This window comes from Streptococcus sp. SP1 (assembly GCF_030440005.1).
Taxonomy (GTDB): domain Bacteria; phylum Bacillota; class Bacilli; order Lactobacillales; family Streptococcaceae; genus Streptococcus; species Streptococcus parasanguinis.
Genome location: NZ_JAQFJJ010000005.1, coordinates 105,693 through 124,422, shown reverse-complemented (window position 1 = coordinate 124,422; position 18,730 = coordinate 105,693). Strand labels below are relative to the sequence as shown.

Here is an 18,730-nt window from a genome sequence, read left to right as displayed (position 1 = left end):
TTGGCTTGAACACCTTAATTGTATCGCGTTTGGAGTTTTTTTGGTATAACCTTCGATGCGCACCCGCATAGCGGGTGGTTTTTTGTCTCGCACCTAACGGAGCGAGACGGACTGAAAGTCACATAATAAAAAAAATCCCTGAGTTTTTAAACTCAGGGATTTTGTGATTTCTTTAAAAAGATCACGCTTTACCTTCATCTAGAACTTCAAAAATAGAAGCTGTTAAATTCTCCACATAGAATGGACGTTTATGGCGACTATTACCAACCATTAATTTCAATTTATCTGAATTTTGGAGGTAATATGGAAGCCCGCTAGCATTGAAGATGACCAAGTACTTCTTGTCTCCTGTTAGTTCATAGATGACAAGACCACTGGTATCAGTTGCAGATTGGATAAAGACTTGTTGGTAGATTTTATCATAGCTTTCAAGCCCTAAGACAGGAAGACTTGTCTTCAAGGCGATCAAGCTTCGGATATAGGCAATTGATTCCTTGTTCTGACTGACCAAATCCCAATTGACCTGATTCACAAAATCTGGAGCATTGTAGGAATTCATGGCCCGCTCACGATCCAAAGGGGTGATTTCTCCATCAGGACCTGTCGCTACCAATTTGGTCCGCATAAACTCTTGACCCAATTGCATAAAGGTCATGCCCTGAAAGAGCAGATTCATGGCTGTAGCCAACTCTGAGCGCTTGACCAATCCTGCTACTTCTTCATTCGGATGAAGGGTCTGAAGCAAGTCGTAGAGATTATAATTGTCATGAGCTTCCACATAATTCAAGACCTGATTCGGACTTAAATAATGACCAAGCTCTGCACTACCTAGAGCAGCACGCGCAACGATATTCTCTGTCGATTTTCGGCTGACGAAGCCACGTTTGATGGAACCATAAACCTCAGCCCCTTTAATAGCATCGCGCTCCGTATCATTGAAGAATCCAATTCGAGGCAATTGCGCCGCATTGTCTTTCTTAGCCTTGTCCTCTGGTGCGAGACCTGTTCCCATGTCCCAACCTTCTCCGTAAAGGAGAATGCGAGGATCCAGAGCGTCCATTGCCTCCCGAATAGCATTCATCGTCCTTACATCGTGAATCCCCATCAAATCAAAGCGGAAGCCATCGATCTGGTACTCTTTGACCCAGTGCGTGAGGGAATCAATCATGTACTTGCGGTACATTTCATGCTCACTAGCTGTTTCATTACCGACACCTGTCCCATTTTGGAAGCGGCCATCCGGCTCCATCCGGTAATAATAATCGGGTACTTTATTTTGGAAAGGACCATGCTCGGTCGAGTAGATATGATTGTAGACCACATCCATGACCACAGAAATTCCTGCCTCATGATAAGCCCGGATCATGGTTTTGAGCTCTTTCATGGTTTGTTTCGGATTGGATGAATCTGTTGAAAAGCTAGTTTCTGGTGCAGAATAATTCTGAACATCGTAACCCCAATTGTAGGTCACCTGGCCTTCTTCGTCGTACTGTTTAAAGCGATCAGAGATCGGCTGCAGTTGCACGACATTGACTCCTAACTGACGGATATAATCAAAAGCAGTTGCATCACCATGGCTATTAACGGTTCCTTTTTGGCAAGCACCAAGATAGGTCCCTCGCAAAGACTCGTCCACACCTGAAGTCGGTGACTTAGTCAAATCCCGAAGGTGCATCTCATAGATCACTGCTTGACAAGGGTTATCCAAGCGCCAAGGAGTCGCATCGGCACCTTTTTTAGTGCCCCAATCAAACTGACGATCTGCTCTTGAAAGAATGGCTGAGCGCATCCCATCGGCTGTCGTTGCAATGCTATAAGGATCGCGCGTCACTTGAGTATGGTGTTCAAAATGCACACGATATTGATAAGCCATGCCACTTAAATTTCCTAGAAAATCTAAAATCCAAACACCATGGGTATTTTCTGGGTGGTAGCTAGACTCTTGTTTGCCACGTGTCATCGGCATGCTCTTCCAAATAGGCGCATCCAGCTCGGTTGATTGATAAAGCAACAATTCAACTTTCTTAGCCGTTGGAGCCCACAGTTTAAAGCAATGCTCCCCTTCTTCCTCCCGATGACCGAGCCAGCCTTGATAAGCCCACTTGGCATCGAATTCCTTGGCATGGGTCACCATATCGTAGGCATGAGGCTGACGATGGCTGTAGGCATGACTCGTCAAAGCAGCTTGCAAAGAATAATAGACTGTATCGTCTCCATCGAGAATCCACACTTCTCGAACATGCCCTTCTGGTAAAAGTTCGATTTCAAAATCACGGGTCTTGGTGAGCCAATCCCCTTCTTTAACCAGGACATGGCCCCGGTTCAAGGCACCCTCACTCTCGTATACCAGATTTCCCTCTACTCCAAAATAATCCAACTTGGAGAAAGAGACTGATTTTCCTTCTACTTGATCCTGCCACTGCCACATATCATAGGCAAAATAATTTCCTTTTTGCTTATGAAAATGAAGCTTTACCTGGTATTGTCGCATAACATTTTCCTATTTCCAATTTAATACCGAAGGAACCATTCCTCGTGAAACACGTACGTGGCTCTAACTATTTGTTTTTATTCTTCAGATGTGTGAACCAAAGCATCGTTGTTGATTTCATCAATATTTGCAAAGAATTCCAAGTGATTATGGAAGACTTCCAATTCAACTGGAGTATCTCCTCCGTACTCCCCATCTAGATTGATGCGGAATGGTTGAGCATTTTTCCCTAACATTTCGATCGTCAACTTCTTGGTTTTGAGATATTCTACATTTTCATCGTGCACATGCTTGCCCCCATTGATAGCCTGAATCATCAGGGACAACATGTTAAAGAGCTTAGCAGTTTTTACGATAATCAAGGTAAAGTTCCCATCATCAAGCTTAGCATCTGGCGCGACACTTTCAAAGCCAGCAATCGAGTTGGTCAAGGCCACAAAAATCATAGACGCTGGCCCTTCAAAGACACCATTGTCGTGCTCAATCCGCACCTTCCGAGCCTTGTTTCGCGGTAACATTTTAGCTGCTTCAGCCACATAGGCAAAGTAACCCAAGCGAGATTTAACACTACTTGGAACACTGAAGGTCAATTCTGTCATGGTTCCTGCTGCAGCAATGTTGATGAAATACTTACTGCCATAGGCACGACCAATATCCATCTGAATGGTTTGATTTTTTTCAATAATGCGGGCAGCTGCCACAGGATCGCCCATCGGGATCTTCAAGGCACGTGCATAGTCATTGGTGGTACCGGTCGGAATAAAGGCCATCTGCGGCCGATTTTCCAGACCTGCAACCCCATTGACCACTTCGTTAATCGTACCATCTCCACCAGCGGCAATGATTAAATCAAAGCCTGCTTTAGCGGCTCTTTCTGCTTCATTTTGGGCAGAAAATGGTTCAGGAGTCGTTTGATAAGCGCTGGTTTCATAGCCCACGTCTTCAAGTACGTCCAAGACTTCCGCAATATTTTTCTTGATAATTTCTTGCCCAGAGGTCGGATTATAAATTAAACGGGCTTTTTTGATTCGTTCTACCATAAAGATCCTCTACAAACTTTCAAGCCAGGCCTCATCTTCTACCTGGATTCCTAATTCTTGTGCTTTGGTTAACTTGCTACCAGCGTCACTACCTGCAACGACTAAATCTGTTTTTTTGGAAACCGATCCAGTCACCTTAGCGCCCAGACTTTCTAATTTTGCCTTCGCTTCTGAACGCGTGAGTCGCTCTAGCTTCCCAGTCAAAACGACTGTCATTCCTGATAGGGCCGCATCAGCAGCGACTTTCTCACCAAGATAAGCCATATTGACACCAGCTTCTTTAAGCTCTTGCAATAGGCGCTTGGATCCTTCTTGAGCGAAATAACGCTTGAGGCTTTCAGCCACGACCATACCGAGACTATCAATGCTGGCAATTCGTTCTGGATCAGCTGTAGCCAATTGATCGAGGTCATGGAATTCTTGGAGCAAGATTTGACTAACCTTGCTACCGACATGGCGGATCCCCAAACCAAAGAGTAACTTCTCAGCTGAATTCTCTTTTGAAGCTTGAATGGCTTCATAGAGTTTTTCAGCAGATTTTTCTTTAAAGCCTTCCAAGGTCAATAGGTCCTCGACTGTCAGACGATAGATCCCAGCTACATCCTCTACCAACTGAGCTGCGAAGAGTTTCTCTACAACAGCTGGACCCAAGCCTGTGATATTCATAGCATCCCGACTGGCAAAGTGGTTCAATCCTTCCTTAATCTGGGCTGGACAGAGCGGATTGATACAGCGAAGGGCCACCTCATCCTCGAAATGAAGCAACTCACTCTGGCAGCTCGGACATTGAGTTGGAATAGCTAATGCTTGATCAGATACCCGTTTATCTTTGACGACACGCAAGACCGCAGGAATGATATCACCCGCCTTGTAGACAATGACGGTATCATCCTGATGAATATCTTTTTCAGCAATATAGTCCACATTGTGCAAGGTTGCCCGACTAACGGTAGTTCCTGCTAGCTGGACTGGAGTTAGATTGGCAGTTGGGGTCACAACTCCGGTCCGTCCAACCGTCCAATCCACCGATAAGATTTTCGCTTCTTTTTCTTCAGCTGGAAACTTATAGGCGACAGCCCATTTAGGGGCTTTTACGGTAAAGCCTAGTTCTTCTTGAACAGCTAGGTCATTGACCTTGATGACGATCCCATCGATATCATAGGGAAGATCCTCTCGAAGTTGGGCTACTTTTTGGATAAAGTCCCAAATTTGCTCCATATCCTCAGCCAGCACTCGCTCTTGGTTCACGACAAACCCTAAGCGGGCTAATTTCTCAAGCACGCCTTCCTGACTGCTTTGATCCGTCGGGCTCACTTCTTGATACATGAAGGTTGCGAGATTTCGCTTAGCCACGATTTTCGTATCCAATTGACGAAGCGTTCCTGCAGCAGCATTTCGTGGATTAGCAAACTCCGGCTCGCCGTTTTCTTGACGAATTTGATTAACCCGATCAAAGGAAGCCCGCGGCATGTAGCACTCACCTCGAACTGTGATGTTCACTGGCTCTGGTAACACCAAAGGAATATCCTTGACCCGCTTGAGGTTCTCTGTAATATCCTCACCGACAGAACCATCCCCACGTGTTGCCCCCGTTACAAGGACACCATTTTCATAGGTGAGGGAAATGGACAAGCCATCGATCTTCAGCTCACAAACATAGCTGATGGAAGGAAATTCCTTACGGACACGCTGATCAAAGACTTCTAATTCTTCACGCGAAAAAGCATCCTGCAAACTATAAAGGGGATACTGGTGCTGGTATTTGGTAAAGCCTTTTAAAACCACCCCACCTACACGGTGAGTAGGACTCTCTGGTAAGATCTCATCAGGATGAGCGGTTTCTAGTTCCACCAACTCCCGATATAATTGATCATATTCACTATCTGAAACAGATGGAGTGTCTTTTGTGTAATACTCGTAAGCATATCGATTGAGTAATTCCACTAATTCTTTCATTCTGGTTTTCATGTTCTTATTTTATCATAAAATCTTAATTTAGCCTTGAATTTACTGCATTCTTAGCATGAAAAAAAGGAGCCAAAGCTCCCTTTTCTTATTTTGTAAAATCGATCCGTTTAGAAAGTTGATTGATCACAATCGCTCCAAAAATCAAGGATGCGAATTCACCCAATCCCATAGTCAACCAGTTATAGAAGAATGGTTGGCCTTGAAGGTAGTATAGTTCCAAGGCAATCGTAAACATGGAGATGGAAAAGAAAATCGCAAACAAGAAATGGTCCAAGCGAATAAGACCGTTAAACAAGAACTTGTTTTTGAATCGACCAAATAGAATGAGTCCAAGTCCTAAGAAGACAAAGGTTGAACCTCCACCGACAAAGACATCGATCCATCCAAAACTAAATAAGTTAGCAATCATACAACCAAGAGTCACCCCAATCAAGTACTTCTTATTGTAAAAAGCTAAGAAATTCATCATTTCCGAAACACGGAATTGATAGCCATAGTAGGCCATAGCGTTGAGAGGGGGGGTAATGGTCAATACGATATAAATCGCAGCAACAATGGCAATTTGTGCCATATCACGAGCAGTTAACTGTTTCATCTATTCTCCTTTAGCGGTTTTCCCGCGTGTAATATGCTTGGCGAAAGGATCTTAAGCACCAAGGGTTGAAGGTTTGATTTCTTCAACCTTTCAAGTATAGCATATTTTGAGGTTTTATGGTAGACTGAATTTATGAAAACACTAATTAAAAAATTTTTTGATAATGAAATTTTATCCTATCTTTTTTTTGGAGTTGCCACAACCCTTGTTTCCGTCGTAACCCGCCTCTTCATCTATCATGTGTCTCGTGATGAACGATTAGCGACAGCGATTGGAAACATTGCTGGGATCCTCTTTGCCTTTGCGACCAACGATACCATTGTTTTTAAACAAGAAAGAAAGGGCTGGTTTCAGCGCTTGATCCGATTTGCAATTGCGCGCTCTGGGACCTTTATTCTAGATATGGCCTTGACCGAGATTTTTGTCAAGCAGTTCCCAGGAATTATCGGTCAATTCGTCCACAATAACAAGAGCCAAATCAATCTGATTGAAACCCTCTTTGCACAAGTGGCCATTGTGGTCCTCAATTATGTCTTTAGTAAACTCTTTGTCTTTAAAAATAAAAACAAGGCTTGAAACGATTGTTTCAGCCTTATTCTTTTAAACTTCTATACTTGCATGCTCTGCACTTAATTGATAGATGGTGCCTTCGACCCCAAAATAATTCTTGGCTAGATCTTTCAATTCCTGCATAGCTGTTTGTGCGCGTTTAGCCTGCTCTTCATTGATAGCTTCAATCACCAAAATTGCGTCCTTGGTATCTTCTGTTAGCATGGTTCTTTGAGCCTCACGCCAATTCAAGCAACGACAAACGGCTCCTTCTTGGTCGTAGTAGATGATCTCCCCTTCCAAAGCTGGCGCATCTTCTTCAGCTCCTAACGGAAAGAAAGGTTCGCCTCCTTTCGCTTGGCCTAGAGAGAGTCCACCCACCAACTTATCCATATCTTCTCCCCCACAAGGAAGGGCATAAGCCATCGACACGCTATTGTAAAGATCCACCAAAGGATTAATCGGATAGAATTCACGTCCCTGGTGAACCCGTTTTAAGAGTGCCTCGATGGAAGATCGGGCTCCTTTTTTTGTTTTAAACTTGCTAAAAGCTTGGCGCCACTCTTGAACGAACTCACTTTGAGTATAGTTTTCTTCATCGATAAATTCCCATGCTCGCTTGGCACCCTTGTCCAATAATTCTTTGAAATAAGGATCCTTGGCTTCATCTACTGTATTATCAATACCATACAAGGACATCACTGTAATGCTAGCTGTTGGAAATAAATCCCAAAATGCTTGATCGACTGTCACTTTCATTGTTTTACCTCACTATAATTTCTTTTTTGACCTTTTTTGACTAGTTCCCAATCCAGGGTAATATTCTCACGAACTCGGATCAGATACTCCTCTAACTGTGCGACTTCTTCTTTGGAAAATCCTTTTAAGGCAGTTGCCTCAGAGTAAAGATGCTCCCCTAAAATGAAGGGATATATCTTCTTGCCTTTTTCAGTTAATTCCCATTCCTTGGTTTTAAGGTTTTGACCCTTGGGGCGCTGTTGAATCAAGCCTCGTTCTTCTAGTTTTTTTACGGATCGGGCAACAGTTGAGCGATCTACTTTTAAGAGCTCAGAGAGTTCTTCCTGAATAATTCCAGGTTGCTCGGCAATTCGCACCAGGTAGAGGTATTGACCACGCGCCAGATCCAAATCTCGAAATTCGATATTTGCTATAGAATCCAGAGCTCGCGCAATGATGCCTATCTCACGCAAAATACTCATCCCACTCCTCCTTTCTTATTAACAATAGCATATCACACTTTTGTTGCAAATGCAACAAAAATAGATGGCAAAAAAGAGACTGGGACAAAAGTCCTAGCCTCTCAATTATTTTTGAATTGTCGAGCAAGACGCAGTGGTTGAGTGGGCTCTACTACGCTGATTTCATCAGCTTTTACAGCCCTACTCAACTGTGCGGAGGTGGGACAACGAAATCGAATTCTAACGAATTACCGATTTCTGTCCCACTCTCCCTTATTCCGTTTTATCTTTTTTTCTCAAGCGTAACCGACGCTTTAATTTTTGTGAAGCTTCTTTATGCCAAAAGGCTACTTCTTCCGTTTTTAATTTGGAGACAATTTCTCCATTGCGCGTTTGGAACTTGGCTTCTCTAGCAAACTGGATACTGGCGTTTAAAATACAACCAATAATCATGATTTTTGCCACCAAGATGAACCAGAACATGATGACCGCTAAGACGACCGAACCGAAGAAACGAGCATCTAAGAAATGACTCACATAACGATCTACATATTTCCAAAAGATATTCAAGATCGCATACAGGACAGCAACAACGAAGGTCGCTCCTGGAAGAACATATCTAAATTTTGGAATTTTGACATTTGGAAGAGTGTAATAGAGCAAGACCAGACTGACAAAAAGCAAGAGGTAGATAGTCGGCTCTGTCAAATTCAGTAAACGCACATAAATCGTCCGATCAAATGAAAAGGTCCGATAGAGATAGCGAACGATCATTTTCCCAAACATGGAAAGAATGAGCGAAAGTCCAAACAAGCCCTGCAAGGCAAAACTGATCAGGAAGCTAAAGAGTCGTCCCCAGATAATGCCACGCTCCTTTTCCACCCCATAACTCTTGTTATAGGCTCTTTGGAGGTAGGCAATGCTCTGAGAGAAGATCCACAAAGCGGAAACAATCGAAAAACTCAGTAATCCTGTCGAGGGTTTGGTCAACACACTCGAAATCATCTGTGCCACTATTCGATATAAGGAAGCTGGCAAGACTTTTTGTAAGCTCAAAAGAATCTGGGTAGGACGAATATGAAAGTAAGGCAAAATATTTGCTGCAATCAGCATCAAAGGGAAAATGGAGATCAACAAATAATAGGCAACCGCAATGCTGGTGATATCAGACTCTGCACTCTGATAAAATCGCACGAAGCCTTTTATAAACGGCTGATCTAGCACTTTTTTTATGACTTTTTTCATCCGTCACCTCCCCGTTTTACTAAAAAAAGAGCAAAGAGCGAAACCAGACACCTGCCTTCAGCTCCATTCTTTCCTCTCTATCCTTTAGTAAGTTCCTTCTTCACCTTGACTGGTTAAGATCACCGGACCATCTTTTGTAATCACAAATTGATGCTCGTATTGACAAGAAAGGCCACCATCAAGGGTCTTATGGGCCCAACCAGTTTCCATATCTGTATCGATCTCCCAAGTACCGGTATTAATCATTGGCTCAATCGTCAAGACCATCCCTTCACGCAGACGAAGACCGCGTCCAGCACGACCGTAATGTGGTACCATTGGTTCTTCATGCATAGTAGGCCCGACACCGTGTCCGACCAAATCACGCACCACGCCATAGCCTTTGCTTTCGGCATACTCTTGAATCGCTGCCCCAATATCTCCCAAGCGATTGCCAACAACCGCTTTTTCAATTCCTTTGTAAAGACATTCTTTGGTCACTTCCATCAAATCTTTGACTTCTTGGGAAACATTTCCAACAGCATAAGCCCAGCATGAATCAGCTAAACCACCGGTATAGGACTCTGTATATTTTTTCACTTGCGCCACATTATCAAAATCCAATTTTGAAACATCTAAAACAGACTTATCTAGAGGTTCAGACAAGACCATATCTACCTTGAGAAGATCACCATCTTTGAGAATGACGTGACGTGGAAAAGCATGGGCTACTTCGTCATTTAAGCCACAGCAAGTCGCATAAGGATAATCCATGAGACTGCCTTCTACACCAATCTGAAGTGGCAAGACATTGGCTTCTTTACAGCGACGACGGACATATTCTTCTACTTCCCAAAGATCAAGCCCTGGCTTGATCAAGTCGCGCAATCCAATATGGATGCTGGCAAGGAAATCTCCCGCACGATCCATGGCTTCAATTTCACGTTGTGATTTTAATGTAATCATTGTCTCCTCATTTCTTTTTGTTTAATTAATCTTAATCGTAATGGTTGCTTTCGCTATCAGTTGCAAGTCCAAATACAAACTAAAATCGACTAGGGCAGAACGTCTTGTTCGGCGGACAAGCTGTGGTTCAATGCGAATCACATCATCTACCTGTACTGCCTGTAAAAAATTGATGATCAGCTGTTCGATGATCAGGTTACGTCCAATATTTTGCATTAGCTTACGAACAATCTTCATCAGAACTTCGATCATGACCCCATTGGCCAAAACACCACTCTTTTCAAGCATACTTGGCTCCACTGTGAATTGGTAATGATTATTCTCCGTTAGAATCTTTTGTCCGATTTGCTCACTAAAGGTTGGTAAGCTTGAAAACTGCACCTTGCTGATCCGATCCATCACATCTCGACGTGTAATAACACCCAGCAAGGTCTGATTATTGCGAATAACAGGAATCATCTCATAATCTTCAGCAATCATCCGTTGGCTAATCGTTGCAATGCTAGTAGACAATTTAGTGGTAAAGATGGTCCGTGACATCACCTTATCAAGGGTCGTCTGAGGCGCCTTATCTCCAGCATCTCTCATGGTTACGACCCCCACTACCATCTGGTGCTGATTGACAACTGGAAAGCGACTAAAGCGATTTTTTCGAACCAAATCCAGATAGTCTCTTACCGTATCAGTTTCTGAAAGATAACCATATTCATGGAAGGGCCGATAGACCTGTTCTACTGTCAAGATATCCGTCTTGATCTGCATGTTAGACAAAGCCTTATTGATCATGGTAGCGACGGTATAGGTATCGTGTGAAGTTCGTATGACTGGGATTTTTACCTGATTAGCCAGATCAATCACATCCTCACTGACCTCAAAGCCACCTGTCACTAAGACCGCATTGTCATGCTTAAGAGCCAATCGTTGGATGCTAGTGCGGTCTCCCACGATCAAAAGGCCTCCTTCAGACACATAGTCTAGGACGTGCTTCTCCGTCATAGCACCGATATAAAATTTATTAAATTCTTTTTCGAGACCTTCCTCACCTGCTAATATTTCAGATCCAGTGATTTCTAAAATTTCCCGATAAGTCAAGTGCTCTAGTACTGCCTTTTGAGATTTGACACGAATGGTCCCGCTTCTAGGACGCGTTTCGACAATTCCTTGATTTTCAGCTTCTTTAATGGCACGATAGGCCGTCCCATCACTAACATTCAGAAAATTGGAGATACTGCGGACACTGACCCGTTTTCCAATTGGTAATTTTTCGAGATAGTCTAAAATCTCTTGGTGTTTACTCATAGAAGTCCCCTCTACCTAGGCGGAAATCATAATAATCGCGCATTTTACGCGTATAGCGGTCACTCCCTTTGAATTGACGAAAGAGACGAAATCCAGCCTTTAAAGCGACCTTTTGACTCCCTATATTTTCAACATGGGTGACAATCTTAAGTTCCTTTAGTTGAAATTTCTCAAACGATAAATTGACCAGTTCTTTGACTGCTTCTGTCATCAGGCCCTTTCCCCAAAAATCTTTACGTAAAAAGTAACCTAATTCAGCCTCACTCTTGATTTCATCCAACTTTTCAAACTTGATGGAGCCGATCATCCGATTGGTTTCCTTATCACAGATCGCCCAAACCCCCAATGGATTTTTTATGAAATAATTGGCTAGTACATATTGAGTTTCAGCAAGATCAGCTTGTGCAGGAAAGATAAATTGTAGGTTATCAGGATTCGAAGCAATCTTATAAAAATCTTCCGCATCCTCAAAGAGAAAAGGTCGTAAGTACAACCTTTGTGTTTCAATCAGTGAATAGGCAGCTAAGTGCGTCCAAATATTCATTTCAAACTCCAATGTTCATGTATCCAGGCACCACTACCAGATCTCAGATTCAATCACTACTCTTCGATCAACTGGATATCTGCTCCAAGTTGGGTCAATTTATGAATAATATCTGAATACCCGCGAAGGATGTATTCCACATTTGTAATTTCTGTTGTTCCAGAAGCCATGAGACCTGCGATCACTAAAGCCGCACCAGCTCGAAGATCTGTCGCTTTCACACTTGATCCCGTCAATTGATTTGGCCCTTCATAGATAATGTGGTCGTTCAAAGTCAAGATAGTAGCCCCCATTTTAGCCAATTCAGGCACATGGTTGACCCGCTTTTCATAAATCGTATCAACGATTCGCCCACGTCCTGCAGCCGTTAAGAGCAAAGGTGTGATCGGTTGTTGTAAATCAGTCGCAAAACCAGGATAAGGAGAAGTTTTAATCTGGATCGCCTTCAAGCCTGTTTGCTTTTCTACAAAGATGCTATCTTCAGAAATGGTCATGCGCACACCCATTTCCTCTAATTTGGCAATATAGCTCTCTAAATGCTCGTACAAGACATTATTGATCTGGATACCTTCCCCAATAGCAGCTGCAAGAGCAATATAGGTTCCTGCCTCGATGCGATCCGGAATTACTTGATGTCTAGTCCCATGCAAATGCGGAACACCATCAATGATAATAATATCTGTCCCTGCTCCACGAATATGAGCTCCCATGTTGTTGAGCAAGGTCACCACATCGATAATTTCAGGTTCCCGCGCAGCATTTTCGATCACTGTCCGACCTTTAGCTTTGACCGCTGCCAAAATCGTATTAATCGTTGCACCGACACTAACAGTATCCATATAGATGTTAGCTCCTTGAAGAGGCTTGCCATCTGTCGCAAGTTTCATACTAGAGCCATCCATAGTCATAGCGGCTCCCATCGCTTCAAAGGCCTTCAAATGCAAATCAATTGGACGTGGGCCGAGATCGCATCCTCCAGGTAGTCCAACAGTTGCTTGACCATAACGCCCTAACAAACTGCCATAGAAATAATAGGAAGCTCGTAAGCTATTGATTTTCCCAAATGGCATGGGCATATCCTTCACCCCACGTGGATCAATGATCAAACTGTCTTCTTTGCGTTCGATCTTAGCGCCCATGATGGTCATGATTTCAATCAGACTTGCAACATCTGAGATATCCGGTACCCCATCGAGGGTCACGATATCGTCCGCCAGAATGGTTGCAGGAATCAGGGCCACTACACTATTTTTTGCACCACTAATGGTCACCTCTCCTTTTAGAGGGCGACCTCCATTTATTACAATTTTTTTCATCTTAATAATTATTAGCTCTTTCAAGTCTTTTTCCTTTTACTATCGTTTTTTCAACGGAAATAAAAGGGACAATGTATTTAAAATACTGCAACTATTATACCACAGATCGACCTATTTTTCCATCTGTAGGAATTTTCAAAACGAAAAAAAGCTAGGATCATCTTAACCCTAACTTTTCCATTTCAACTAATTATTTTACAGCTTCTTTCAAGGCTTCTACCTTATCCAAACGTTCCCATGGAAGGTCGATATCCGTCCGTCCCATATGGCCATAAGCCGCTGTTTGACGGTAGATTGGACGTTTCAAATCCAACATTTGAATAATCCCTGCAGGACGAAGGTCAAAGATTTGACGCGCTGCAGCTTCTAATTTGCTTTCAGCGACTGTTCCAGTACCGAAGGTATCAATACGAACAGAAACAGGTTGAGCTACCCCAATCGCATAAGCCAATTGCACTTCTGCTTTCTTAGCAAGACCTGCCGCTACGATGTTTTTGGCAATGTAACGAGCTGCATAAGAAGCCGAACGGTCTACCTTAGTCGCATCCTTACCAGAGAAGGCACCACCACCATGACGTGAGTAACCACCATAAGTATCCACGATGATCTTACGACCAGTCAAACCTGAGTCCCCTTGAGGTCCACCGATAACAAAGCGTCCTGTTGGGTTGATGAAGAATTTGGTCTCAGCATCTAGATAAGAAGCTGGAATCACTTCTTTGATGACCTTGTTAATCACATCTTCGTGGATTTGTTCATTGCTGACATCTGGATCATGTTGAGTTGAAATAACAACTGTATCCACGCGCACAGGGCGGTCGTTTTCATCGTACTCAACAGTGACTTGTGATTTTGCATCTGGACGAAGATAGCTAATTTCACCAGACTTACGAAGCTCTGCCAAACGACGAACCAACTTGTGACTGAGTGAGATTGGCAATGGCATGAGTTCTTCAGTTTCATCCACTGCGAAACCAAACATAAGACCTTGGTCTCCTGCTCCGATCAAATCGAGTGGGTCTTGATCCGCATTTCCACGAACTTCCAAGGCTTCATTAACCCCTTGGGCAATATCAGGAGATTGTTCCACCAAAGATGGGTGTACTCCTACAGTTTCAGCTGAGAATCCGTATTCCGTATTGGTATAACCAATCTCTGCAATCGTATCACGAACCACACGGTTAATATCCACATAAGCAGTCGTTGAAATCTCACCGAAGACATGCACTGAACCAGTATAAACAGCTGTTTCAGCAGCAACGTGTGCTTCTGGATCTTGCTCTAAAATAGCATCTAAAATAGCATCTGAAATTTGGTCTGCAATCTTATCTGGATGCCCCTCAGATACTGATTCAGACGTGAAAAGTTTACGTTCTGACATAAAAATGTCCCCCCTTAAAATAAATATTCGTTATAGAGTTACAAAGCACTGATAGAAAGACTATCACCTTATCGGGACCATATAACACTTCATTATAACACATTTCAACTATGATAGACTATGTTTTAAAAAAGGAGTTGATATAGTTTCAATCTATATCACTCCCGAGAGTAGCAGACATATTTCTTTACTAGCAATAAAGATATGAATAGGAAAACAGGTTGTAGTACAAATTCCTTCCAATTCGATAACTAAATTCAAGAAGATTGAGGCCGTCATTCTCTTCTACTTATCCAGAAGAATTGAAAATATACCTATCCCCTCATTACAGTATCCATCAGTCTCCACTTCAAAAAAAGTACAAACTAGACCAGTTCTGTCTCTGCAATTGCCTGTTTCACCTCTTCAATCGGTAAATGCATCAGTTCTACTTCTTTTTCACGGTAGAGATACTCGGCATATTCATCAATTCGATACTGATGAATGTATACCACCCGCTTGCAACCAACTTGGAGTAACTGCTTGGTACAATTGAGACAAGGAAAATGCGTCACATAAGCTGTAAACCCTTTTGGAATTCCACGTTCAGCACCTTGCAAAATAGCATTGACTTCTGCATGAATCGTCCGGACACAATGCCCCTCGACCATTAGACAGCCATCCTCTAGACAATGATCTGTCCCAGAAACGGACCCATTATAACCCGTTGCAATGACCTTATTATCCTTAACCAGTACAGCCCCAACCTTAGCGCGATTACAAGTTGCCCGATTTGAAATTAGTAAGGCCTGTGCTGCAAAATACTCATCCCATGCTAGTCGATTATGTGTCACCTTTAGGTCCTCCATCTAATATGATTTCTCCCATAATTGATTTCATTATAGCATGAAATCAGTAAGAAAAAAAGACTGAGAAAATCTTCTCAGCCTTATAAACATTATTTACCAAGTTTTGCTTTAGCTGCATCTGCAAGAGCTGTGAAAGCTGCTGCATCGTTAACAGCCAAGTCAGCAAGCATTTTACGGTTAACTTCGATCTCAGCCAATTTCAAACCATGCATCAATTGTGAGTATGAAAGTCCGTTCAAACGAGCTGCCGCATTGATACGTGTGATCCACAATTTACGGAAGTCACGTTTCTTTTGACGACGGTCACGGTATGCATAGTAGTAAGAGTTCATTACTTGTTCTTTTGCAGTACGGAACAAGATATGTTTAGCTCCATAGTAACCTTTAGCTAATTTAAGAATACGTTTACGACGTTTGCGTGATACAACGCCACCTTTAACACGTGCCATTTATATTTCCTCCAATATTTCCTAGAATTCTTTACTTACGAATACGCGATTATTTCAAGCGAGTAAGCATTGCTTTGATACGTTTGAAATCTCCTGCATGCACCATAGATGCTTTACGAAGATGACGACGTTGTTTCTTAGTTTTTCCGTGGAAACGGTGAGAAGTGTAAGCACGGAAACGTTTAAGTCCACCAGAACCTGTACGTTTGAAACGTTTAGCTGATGCGCGGTGTGTTTTTTGTTTTGGCATGATATTTTCTCCTTTTTTTAACTTTCTGACAGATTATTTCTTGTCAGTTGCTGGCGCCAATTGCATGAACATTTGACGTCCATCCATCTTAGCACGTTGTTCGATGATCGCCACATCTTGTGTCGCTTCAGCGAAGTCGGCTAAAACTTTAGCACCAATCTCTTTGTGGGTAATCATCCGACCCTTAAAGCGAATGGATACCTTCACTTTATTTCCTTTTTCAAGGAATTTGCGAGCATTGCGAAGTTTCGTATCGAAATCACCCTTGTCAATTACTGGGCTCAAACGAACTTCTTTCACGGTCACAACGCTTTGTTTTTTGCGTTGTTCTTTTTGCTTCTTCTGGTACTCAAATTTGAACTTACCGTAGTCCATAATTTTTGCAACAGGAGGTTTAGCTTGAGGTTGAATGAGAACCAAGTCAACATTAGCGTCGTCCGCAAGTGCTTGCGCTTCGCTAAGTGGTTTGATACCCAATTGCTCACCTTCAAGACCGATTAAGCGAACTTCACGTACACGAATTTCATCATTGATGAATAAGTCTTGCTTTGCTATGGTTTTCACCTCTTTTTTATTATTCGAGAAAAACAAAGAACGGACCTGCAAAACAGGCCCGAACTACATGATGTATTTCATTACTGAAACTTGATCCGTAGGGGCCAGGCAACTTGCGTCACAAGGCGAGAAGTTCTCACTTCTGCTTTTCTCAACTTTTATATGATATCAAGTTTTTTATTCTTTGTCAAGAAGTTTTTTTGCTTTTTCTTCAATAAAGGCAACAACGTCTGCAATTCCAACACCCGTCGTATCAAAATGAATGGCATCAGCTGCAGGTTTCAAAGGAGAAACGGCACGGTGGCTGTCCTTATAGTCCCGCTCAGCGATTTCTTTTTTCAACAATTCAAGATCCGCTGTGATGCCCTTCTCAACATTTTCCTTATAACGACGTTCCGCCCGCTCCTCAACAGAAGCGACCAAGAAGATCTTCAACTCTGCATGTGGAAGAACGACAGTCCCAATATCACGACCATCCATGACGATGCCCCCCTCTGCTGCAATTGCTTGCTGTAGAGTGACAAGTTTTTCACGGACTGGCGCAAGTGCTGCAACCCATGAAACATTGTTGGTCACTTGGTTATCGCGAATCGGGTGAGTAATATCTACGTCTGCTACAAAGACAAGCTGCTCTCCTTCTTCCGAACGACCGAAGCTAATTGGATACTGATCTAAAAGATCTAAGAGGTCATCAACCTGTTCAGCTGTTAAATTATTTTGCAAAGCTAGGTAAGTCGCCGCACGGTACATAGCTCCTGTATCCAAATAGGTATAACCCAGATCCTTAGCAATAATTTTTGCAACCGTAGACTTTCCACTAGAAGCGGGGCCATCAATAGCAATTTGAATTTGTTTCATTCTCTACTCCTACTGAATCTTAACGACATCACCAGGATTGGCGTACCAAGATCCTGTAGACATGTGGGATGGATTTAACTGTTCCAATTGGGCAATGGAAATACCAGCACGCGCAGCGATCGCTGCTTCCCCTTCACCTGCTTGAACAGTGATCGTACCTTCTTCAGAGTTCTCATCTTTTGAACTATCTTTAGTAGCTGCTTGGTCCGTCTGTGCTACAGGAGCTGATGATGTCTGTTCAACCTTAGTCTCTCCATTGTAGAAACCAGCCATTTGTTTTGATTTGTCGCTTCCTCCGGTAGAAAGGAAAATCAACAAACACACCATGGCCACAACCACCACAAAGAAAATAATCGCCAAAATTGTTAAGAGACGATCAGCCTTCACTCCATTTAATTTACTCGTTCTTTTCAATGTTTCTTCTCCATCATCGTAAATGTCTTCTTCCCATGGTTCTTTTGCCATGACTTCCTCCTTGTTTTTTCTCGTAAAAATCATTACAATAGAAGTATGAAAGTTACGTTAATTCCAGATCGTTGCATCGCTTGCGGTCTCTGTCAAACCTACTCTGAGTTGTTCGATTACCATGATAATGGTATCGTCAAATTTACCGAAGAGGACGACCTCCTCGAAAAAGAAGTCCCTGTCACAAACGATGTTCTCGAGGCTATCAGAGAATGCCCCACTCATGCTCTCTTAAAAGATTAAGAGGGCTTTTTATTTGTCTGCATAATACATCTCATAGTAGTCCACATGAATAAAGTTATCCGTCAAAACTACTTCACCCTTAAAATAGGGATTTAAGGCAAGTGCATTGATAAAGTATTTTTTCGGCCATTTGCGCATACAGAATGTCCGACTACGCGAACCATTATTAAAGACGAGTTTGATAGACTTCTTATTCACTTCTACTTTCTCAATGGAAGTGATCTTCACTTTAATTGGGGTAAAAGGATTGGCTGTAATAATCCGTAAAATCCCATCATCATAAATAGTAAAGTAACGATGAACTCCAATCGCGAGCAAGACCATAAATAAAAAGAACGAAAACAAAACTAGCGTTGGCACACTAGAGCTCTCATACATCAAGGCCAGTCCAATAAAGACCGGAATCACTGCAATGGACCAATAAGTCACAAGAATAGATAAGTCCGGTTGCCAATGATAATGGACCTTTCCAAATATCTTAATCATGAGC

The 18,730-nt window shown here is 42.6% G+C and carries 21 protein-coding genes, 1 riboswitch and 1 other annotated feature; of the genes, 2 read left to right on the top strand and 19 right to left on the bottom strand.

Features of this window, described 5'->3' with window-relative positions; genetic code table 11:
- Window positions 1–181: 181 nt before the first annotated feature.
- The 4 genes from pulA to PCY07_RS04200 all read right to left on the bottom strand — a co-directional run bounded on the left by pulA (window position 182) and on the right by PCY07_RS04200 (window position 6,094).
- Window positions 182–2,491: a type I pullulanase gene (gene pulA, locus PCY07_RS04215; RefSeq protein WP_301355401.1), complete on the bottom strand. Its 2,310-nt coding sequence runs from the start codon at window positions 2,489–2,491 to the stop codon at window positions 182–184.
- Between the two features lie 77 nt (window positions 2,492–2,568).
- A complete protein-coding gene (locus PCY07_RS04210) occupies window positions 2,569–3,531 on the bottom strand; it encodes a diacylglycerol kinase family lipid kinase (RefSeq protein ID WP_003014385.1) in 963 nt (320 codons plus the stop codon).
- 9 nt (window positions 3,532–3,540) lie between these two features.
- Window positions 3,541–5,499 carry an NAD-dependent DNA ligase LigA gene (gene ligA / locus PCY07_RS04205; RefSeq protein WP_301355399.1) on the bottom strand — a complete coding sequence of 653 codons (1,959 nt, stop codon included), beginning with the start codon at window positions 5,497–5,499 and terminating at the stop codon, window positions 3,541–3,543.
- Between the two features lie 85 nt (window positions 5,500–5,584).
- Window positions 5,585–6,094 (bottom strand): QueT transporter family protein, encoded by a 510-nt coding sequence (locus PCY07_RS04200; RefSeq protein ID WP_003014390.1) that lies wholly within the window; start codon window positions 6,092–6,094, stop codon window positions 5,585–5,587.
- A riboswitch (PreQ1 riboswitch) is annotated at window positions 6,092–6,198 on the bottom strand. It overlaps the preceding gene by 3 nt.
- 28 nt (window positions 6,199–6,226) lie before the next feature.
- On the opposite strand from PCY07_RS04200, the gene PCY07_RS04195 reads away from it, so the two are divergent.
- Window positions 6,227–6,670, top strand: coding sequence for a GtrA family protein (locus tag PCY07_RS04195; RefSeq protein WP_003014381.1), 444 nt, complete (start codon window positions 6,227–6,229; stop codon window positions 6,668–6,670).
- Between the two features lie 24 nt (window positions 6,671–6,694).
- Here the strand turns inward: PCY07_RS04195 and PCY07_RS04190 are convergent, their stop codons facing one another.
- The 14 genes from PCY07_RS04190 to PCY07_RS04125 form a co-directional block, all read right to left on the bottom strand.
- Window positions 6,695–7,402 (bottom strand): B3/4 domain-containing protein, encoded by a 708-nt coding sequence (locus tag PCY07_RS04190; protein ID WP_301355397.1) that lies wholly within the window; start codon window positions 7,400–7,402, stop codon window positions 6,695–6,697.
- Window positions 7,399–7,863 carry a MarR family winged helix-turn-helix transcriptional regulator gene (locus PCY07_RS04185; RefSeq protein ID WP_301355395.1) on the bottom strand — a complete coding sequence of 155 codons (465 nt, stop codon included), beginning with the start codon at window positions 7,861–7,863 and terminating at the stop codon, window positions 7,399–7,401. The genes PCY07_RS04190 and PCY07_RS04185 overlap by 4 nt, the downstream gene beginning before the upstream one ends.
- Before the next feature lie 252 nt (window positions 7,864–8,115).
- Window positions 8,116–9,087 carry a YihY/virulence factor BrkB family protein gene (locus PCY07_RS04180; RefSeq protein WP_003015777.1) on the bottom strand — a complete coding sequence of 324 codons (972 nt, stop codon included), beginning with the start codon at window positions 9,085–9,087 and terminating at the stop codon, window positions 8,116–8,118.
- An 84-nt stretch (window positions 9,088–9,171) separates the two neighbouring features.
- The gene (locus tag PCY07_RS04175) at window positions 9,172–10,032 is read right to left on the bottom strand and encodes a methionyl aminopeptidase (RefSeq protein ID WP_301355393.1); all 861 of its coding nucleotides are present in this window, start codon (window positions 10,030–10,032) and stop codon (window positions 9,172–9,174) included.
- A gap of 21 nt (window positions 10,033–10,053) precedes the next feature.
- The gene (spxR, locus tag PCY07_RS04170) at window positions 10,054–11,331 is read right to left on the bottom strand and encodes a CBS-HotDog domain-containing transcription factor SpxR (protein ID WP_003015767.1); all 1,278 of its coding nucleotides are present in this window, start codon (window positions 11,329–11,331) and stop codon (window positions 10,054–10,056) included.
- Window positions 11,324–11,875 (bottom strand): GNAT family N-acetyltransferase, encoded by a 552-nt coding sequence (locus PCY07_RS04165; protein WP_013903402.1) that lies wholly within the window; start codon window positions 11,873–11,875, stop codon window positions 11,324–11,326. Before PCY07_RS04165 ends, spxR begins: the two co-directional genes overlap by 8 nt.
- A gap of 56 nt (window positions 11,876–11,931) precedes the next feature.
- Window positions 11,932–13,191 (bottom strand): UDP-N-acetylglucosamine 1-carboxyvinyltransferase, encoded by a 1,260-nt coding sequence (locus PCY07_RS04160; protein WP_049488236.1) that lies wholly within the window; start codon window positions 13,189–13,191, stop codon window positions 11,932–11,934.
- Window positions 13,192–13,381: 190 nt separating this feature from the next.
- A complete protein-coding gene (gene metK / locus PCY07_RS04155; RefSeq protein WP_003015745.1) occupies window positions 13,382–14,572 on the bottom strand; it encodes a methionine adenosyltransferase in 1,191 nt (396 codons plus the stop codon).
- Window positions 14,573–14,937: 365 nt separating this feature from the next.
- The gene (locus tag PCY07_RS04150; RefSeq protein ID WP_100208998.1) at window positions 14,938–15,405 is read right to left on the bottom strand and encodes a deaminase; all 468 of its coding nucleotides are present in this window, start codon (window positions 15,403–15,405) and stop codon (window positions 14,938–14,940) included.
- A 104-nt stretch (window positions 15,406–15,509) separates the two neighbouring features.
- Window positions 15,510–15,869 (bottom strand): 50S ribosomal protein L20, encoded by a 360-nt coding sequence (gene rplT, locus PCY07_RS04145; protein ID WP_000124830.1) that lies wholly within the window; start codon window positions 15,867–15,869, stop codon window positions 15,510–15,512.
- Window positions 15,870–15,918: 49 nt separating this feature from the next.
- Window positions 15,919–16,119, bottom strand: a complete 201-nt coding sequence (rpmI, locus tag PCY07_RS04140) for a 50S ribosomal protein L35 (RefSeq protein ID WP_003003453.1) — start codon at window positions 16,117–16,119, stop codon at window positions 15,919–15,921.
- A gap of 33 nt (window positions 16,120–16,152) precedes the next feature.
- A complete protein-coding gene (infC, locus tag PCY07_RS04135; protein WP_003003721.1) occupies window positions 16,153–16,683 on the bottom strand; it encodes a translation initiation factor IF-3 in 531 nt (176 codons plus the stop codon).
- Between the two features lie 16 nt (window positions 16,684–16,699).
- Window positions 16,700–16,828, bottom strand: a sequence feature (ribosomal protein L20 leader region).
- Between the two features lie 23 nt (window positions 16,829–16,851).
- Window positions 16,852–17,532 (bottom strand): (d)CMP kinase, encoded by a 681-nt coding sequence (gene cmk, locus PCY07_RS04130; RefSeq protein WP_003015791.1) that lies wholly within the window; start codon window positions 17,530–17,532, stop codon window positions 16,852–16,854.
- Window positions 17,533–17,541: 9 nt separating this feature from the next.
- Window positions 17,542–17,997 carry an SAG1386/EF1546 family surface-associated protein gene (locus PCY07_RS04125; RefSeq protein WP_003015783.1) on the bottom strand — a complete coding sequence of 152 codons (456 nt, stop codon included), beginning with the start codon at window positions 17,995–17,997 and terminating at the stop codon, window positions 17,542–17,544.
- A 45-nt stretch (window positions 17,998–18,042) separates the two neighbouring features.
- Here PCY07_RS04125 and PCY07_RS04120 point away from each other — a divergent pair, with 45 nt between their 5' ends.
- Window positions 18,043–18,240: a ferredoxin gene (locus PCY07_RS04120; RefSeq protein ID WP_013903397.1), complete on the top strand. Its 198-nt coding sequence runs from the start codon at window positions 18,043–18,045 to the stop codon at window positions 18,238–18,240.
- 9 nt (window positions 18,241–18,249) lie between these two features.
- Here PCY07_RS04120 and PCY07_RS04115 read toward each other — a convergent pair whose 3' ends face one another.
- On the bottom strand, window positions 18,250–18,726 hold the full coding sequence (locus PCY07_RS04115; RefSeq protein WP_041818472.1) for an EbsA family protein: 477 nt from the start codon (window positions 18,724–18,726) through the stop codon (window positions 18,250–18,252).
- Window positions 18,727–18,730 lie beyond the last annotated feature (4 nt).

What these genes read in the sequence shown, in the direction of transcription:
- pulA (WP_301355401.1), bottom strand. Translation starts at nt 2,491, where the DNA reads ATGCGACAATACCAGGTAAAGCTTCATTTTCATAAGCAAAAAGGAAAT.
- PCY07_RS04210 (WP_003014385.1), bottom strand. Translation starts at nt 3,531, where the DNA reads ATGGTAGAACGAATCAAAAAAGCCCGTTTAATTTATAATCCGACCTCT.
- ligA (WP_301355399.1), bottom strand. Translation starts at nt 5,499, where the DNA reads ATGAAAACCAGAATGAAAGAATTAGTGGAATTACTCAATCGATATGCT.
- PCY07_RS04200 (WP_003014390.1), bottom strand. Translation starts at nt 6,094, where the DNA reads ATGAAACAGTTAACTGCTCGTGATATGGCACAAATTGCCATTGTTGCT.
- PCY07_RS04195 (WP_003014381.1), top strand. Translation starts at nt 6,227, where the DNA reads ATGAAAACACTAATTAAAAAATTTTTTGATAATGAAATTTTATCCTAT.
- PCY07_RS04190 (WP_301355397.1), bottom strand. Translation starts at nt 7,402, where the DNA reads ATGAAAGTGACAGTCGATCAAGCATTTTGGGATTTATTTCCAACAGCT.
- PCY07_RS04185 (WP_301355395.1), bottom strand. Translation starts at nt 7,863, where the DNA reads ATGAGTATTTTGCGTGAGATAGGCATCATTGCGCGAGCTCTGGATTCT.
- PCY07_RS04180 (WP_003015777.1), bottom strand. Translation starts at nt 9,087, where the DNA reads ATGAAAAAAGTCATAAAAAAAGTGCTAGATCAGCCGTTTATAAAAGGC.
- PCY07_RS04175 (WP_301355393.1), bottom strand. Translation starts at nt 10,032, where the DNA reads ATGATTACATTAAAATCACAACGTGAAATTGAAGCCATGGATCGTGCG.
- spxR (WP_003015767.1), bottom strand. Translation starts at nt 11,331, where the DNA reads ATGAGTAAACACCAAGAGATTTTAGACTATCTCGAAAAATTACCAATT.
- PCY07_RS04165 (WP_013903402.1), bottom strand. Translation starts at nt 11,875, where the DNA reads ATGAATATTTGGACGCACTTAGCTGCCTATTCACTGATTGAAACACAA.
- PCY07_RS04160 (WP_049488236.1), bottom strand. Translation starts at nt 13,191, where the DNA reads ATGAAAAAAATTGTAATAAATGGAGGTCGCCCTCTAAAAGGAGAGGTG.
- metK (WP_003015745.1), bottom strand. Translation starts at nt 14,572, where the DNA reads ATGTCAGAACGTAAACTTTTCACGTCTGAATCAGTATCTGAGGGGCAT.
- rplT (WP_000124830.1), bottom strand. Translation starts at nt 15,869, where the DNA reads ATGGCACGTGTTAAAGGTGGCGTTGTATCACGCAAACGTCGTAAACGT.
- rpmI (WP_003003453.1), bottom strand. Translation starts at nt 16,119, where the DNA reads ATGCCAAAACAAAAAACACACCGCGCATCAGCTAAACGTTTCAAACGT.
- cmk (WP_003015791.1), bottom strand. Translation starts at nt 17,532, where the DNA reads ATGAAACAAATTCAAATTGCTATTGATGGCCCCGCTTCTAGTGGAAAG.
- PCY07_RS04125 (WP_003015783.1), bottom strand. Translation starts at nt 17,997, where the DNA reads ATGGCAAAAGAACCATGGGAAGAAGACATTTACGATGATGGAGAAGAA.
- PCY07_RS04120 (WP_013903397.1), top strand. Translation starts at nt 18,043, where the DNA reads ATGAAAGTTACGTTAATTCCAGATCGTTGCATCGCTTGCGGTCTCTGT.
- PCY07_RS04115 (WP_041818472.1), bottom strand. Translation starts at nt 18,726, where the DNA reads ATGATTAAGATATTTGGAAAGGTCCATTATCATTGGCAACCGGACTTA.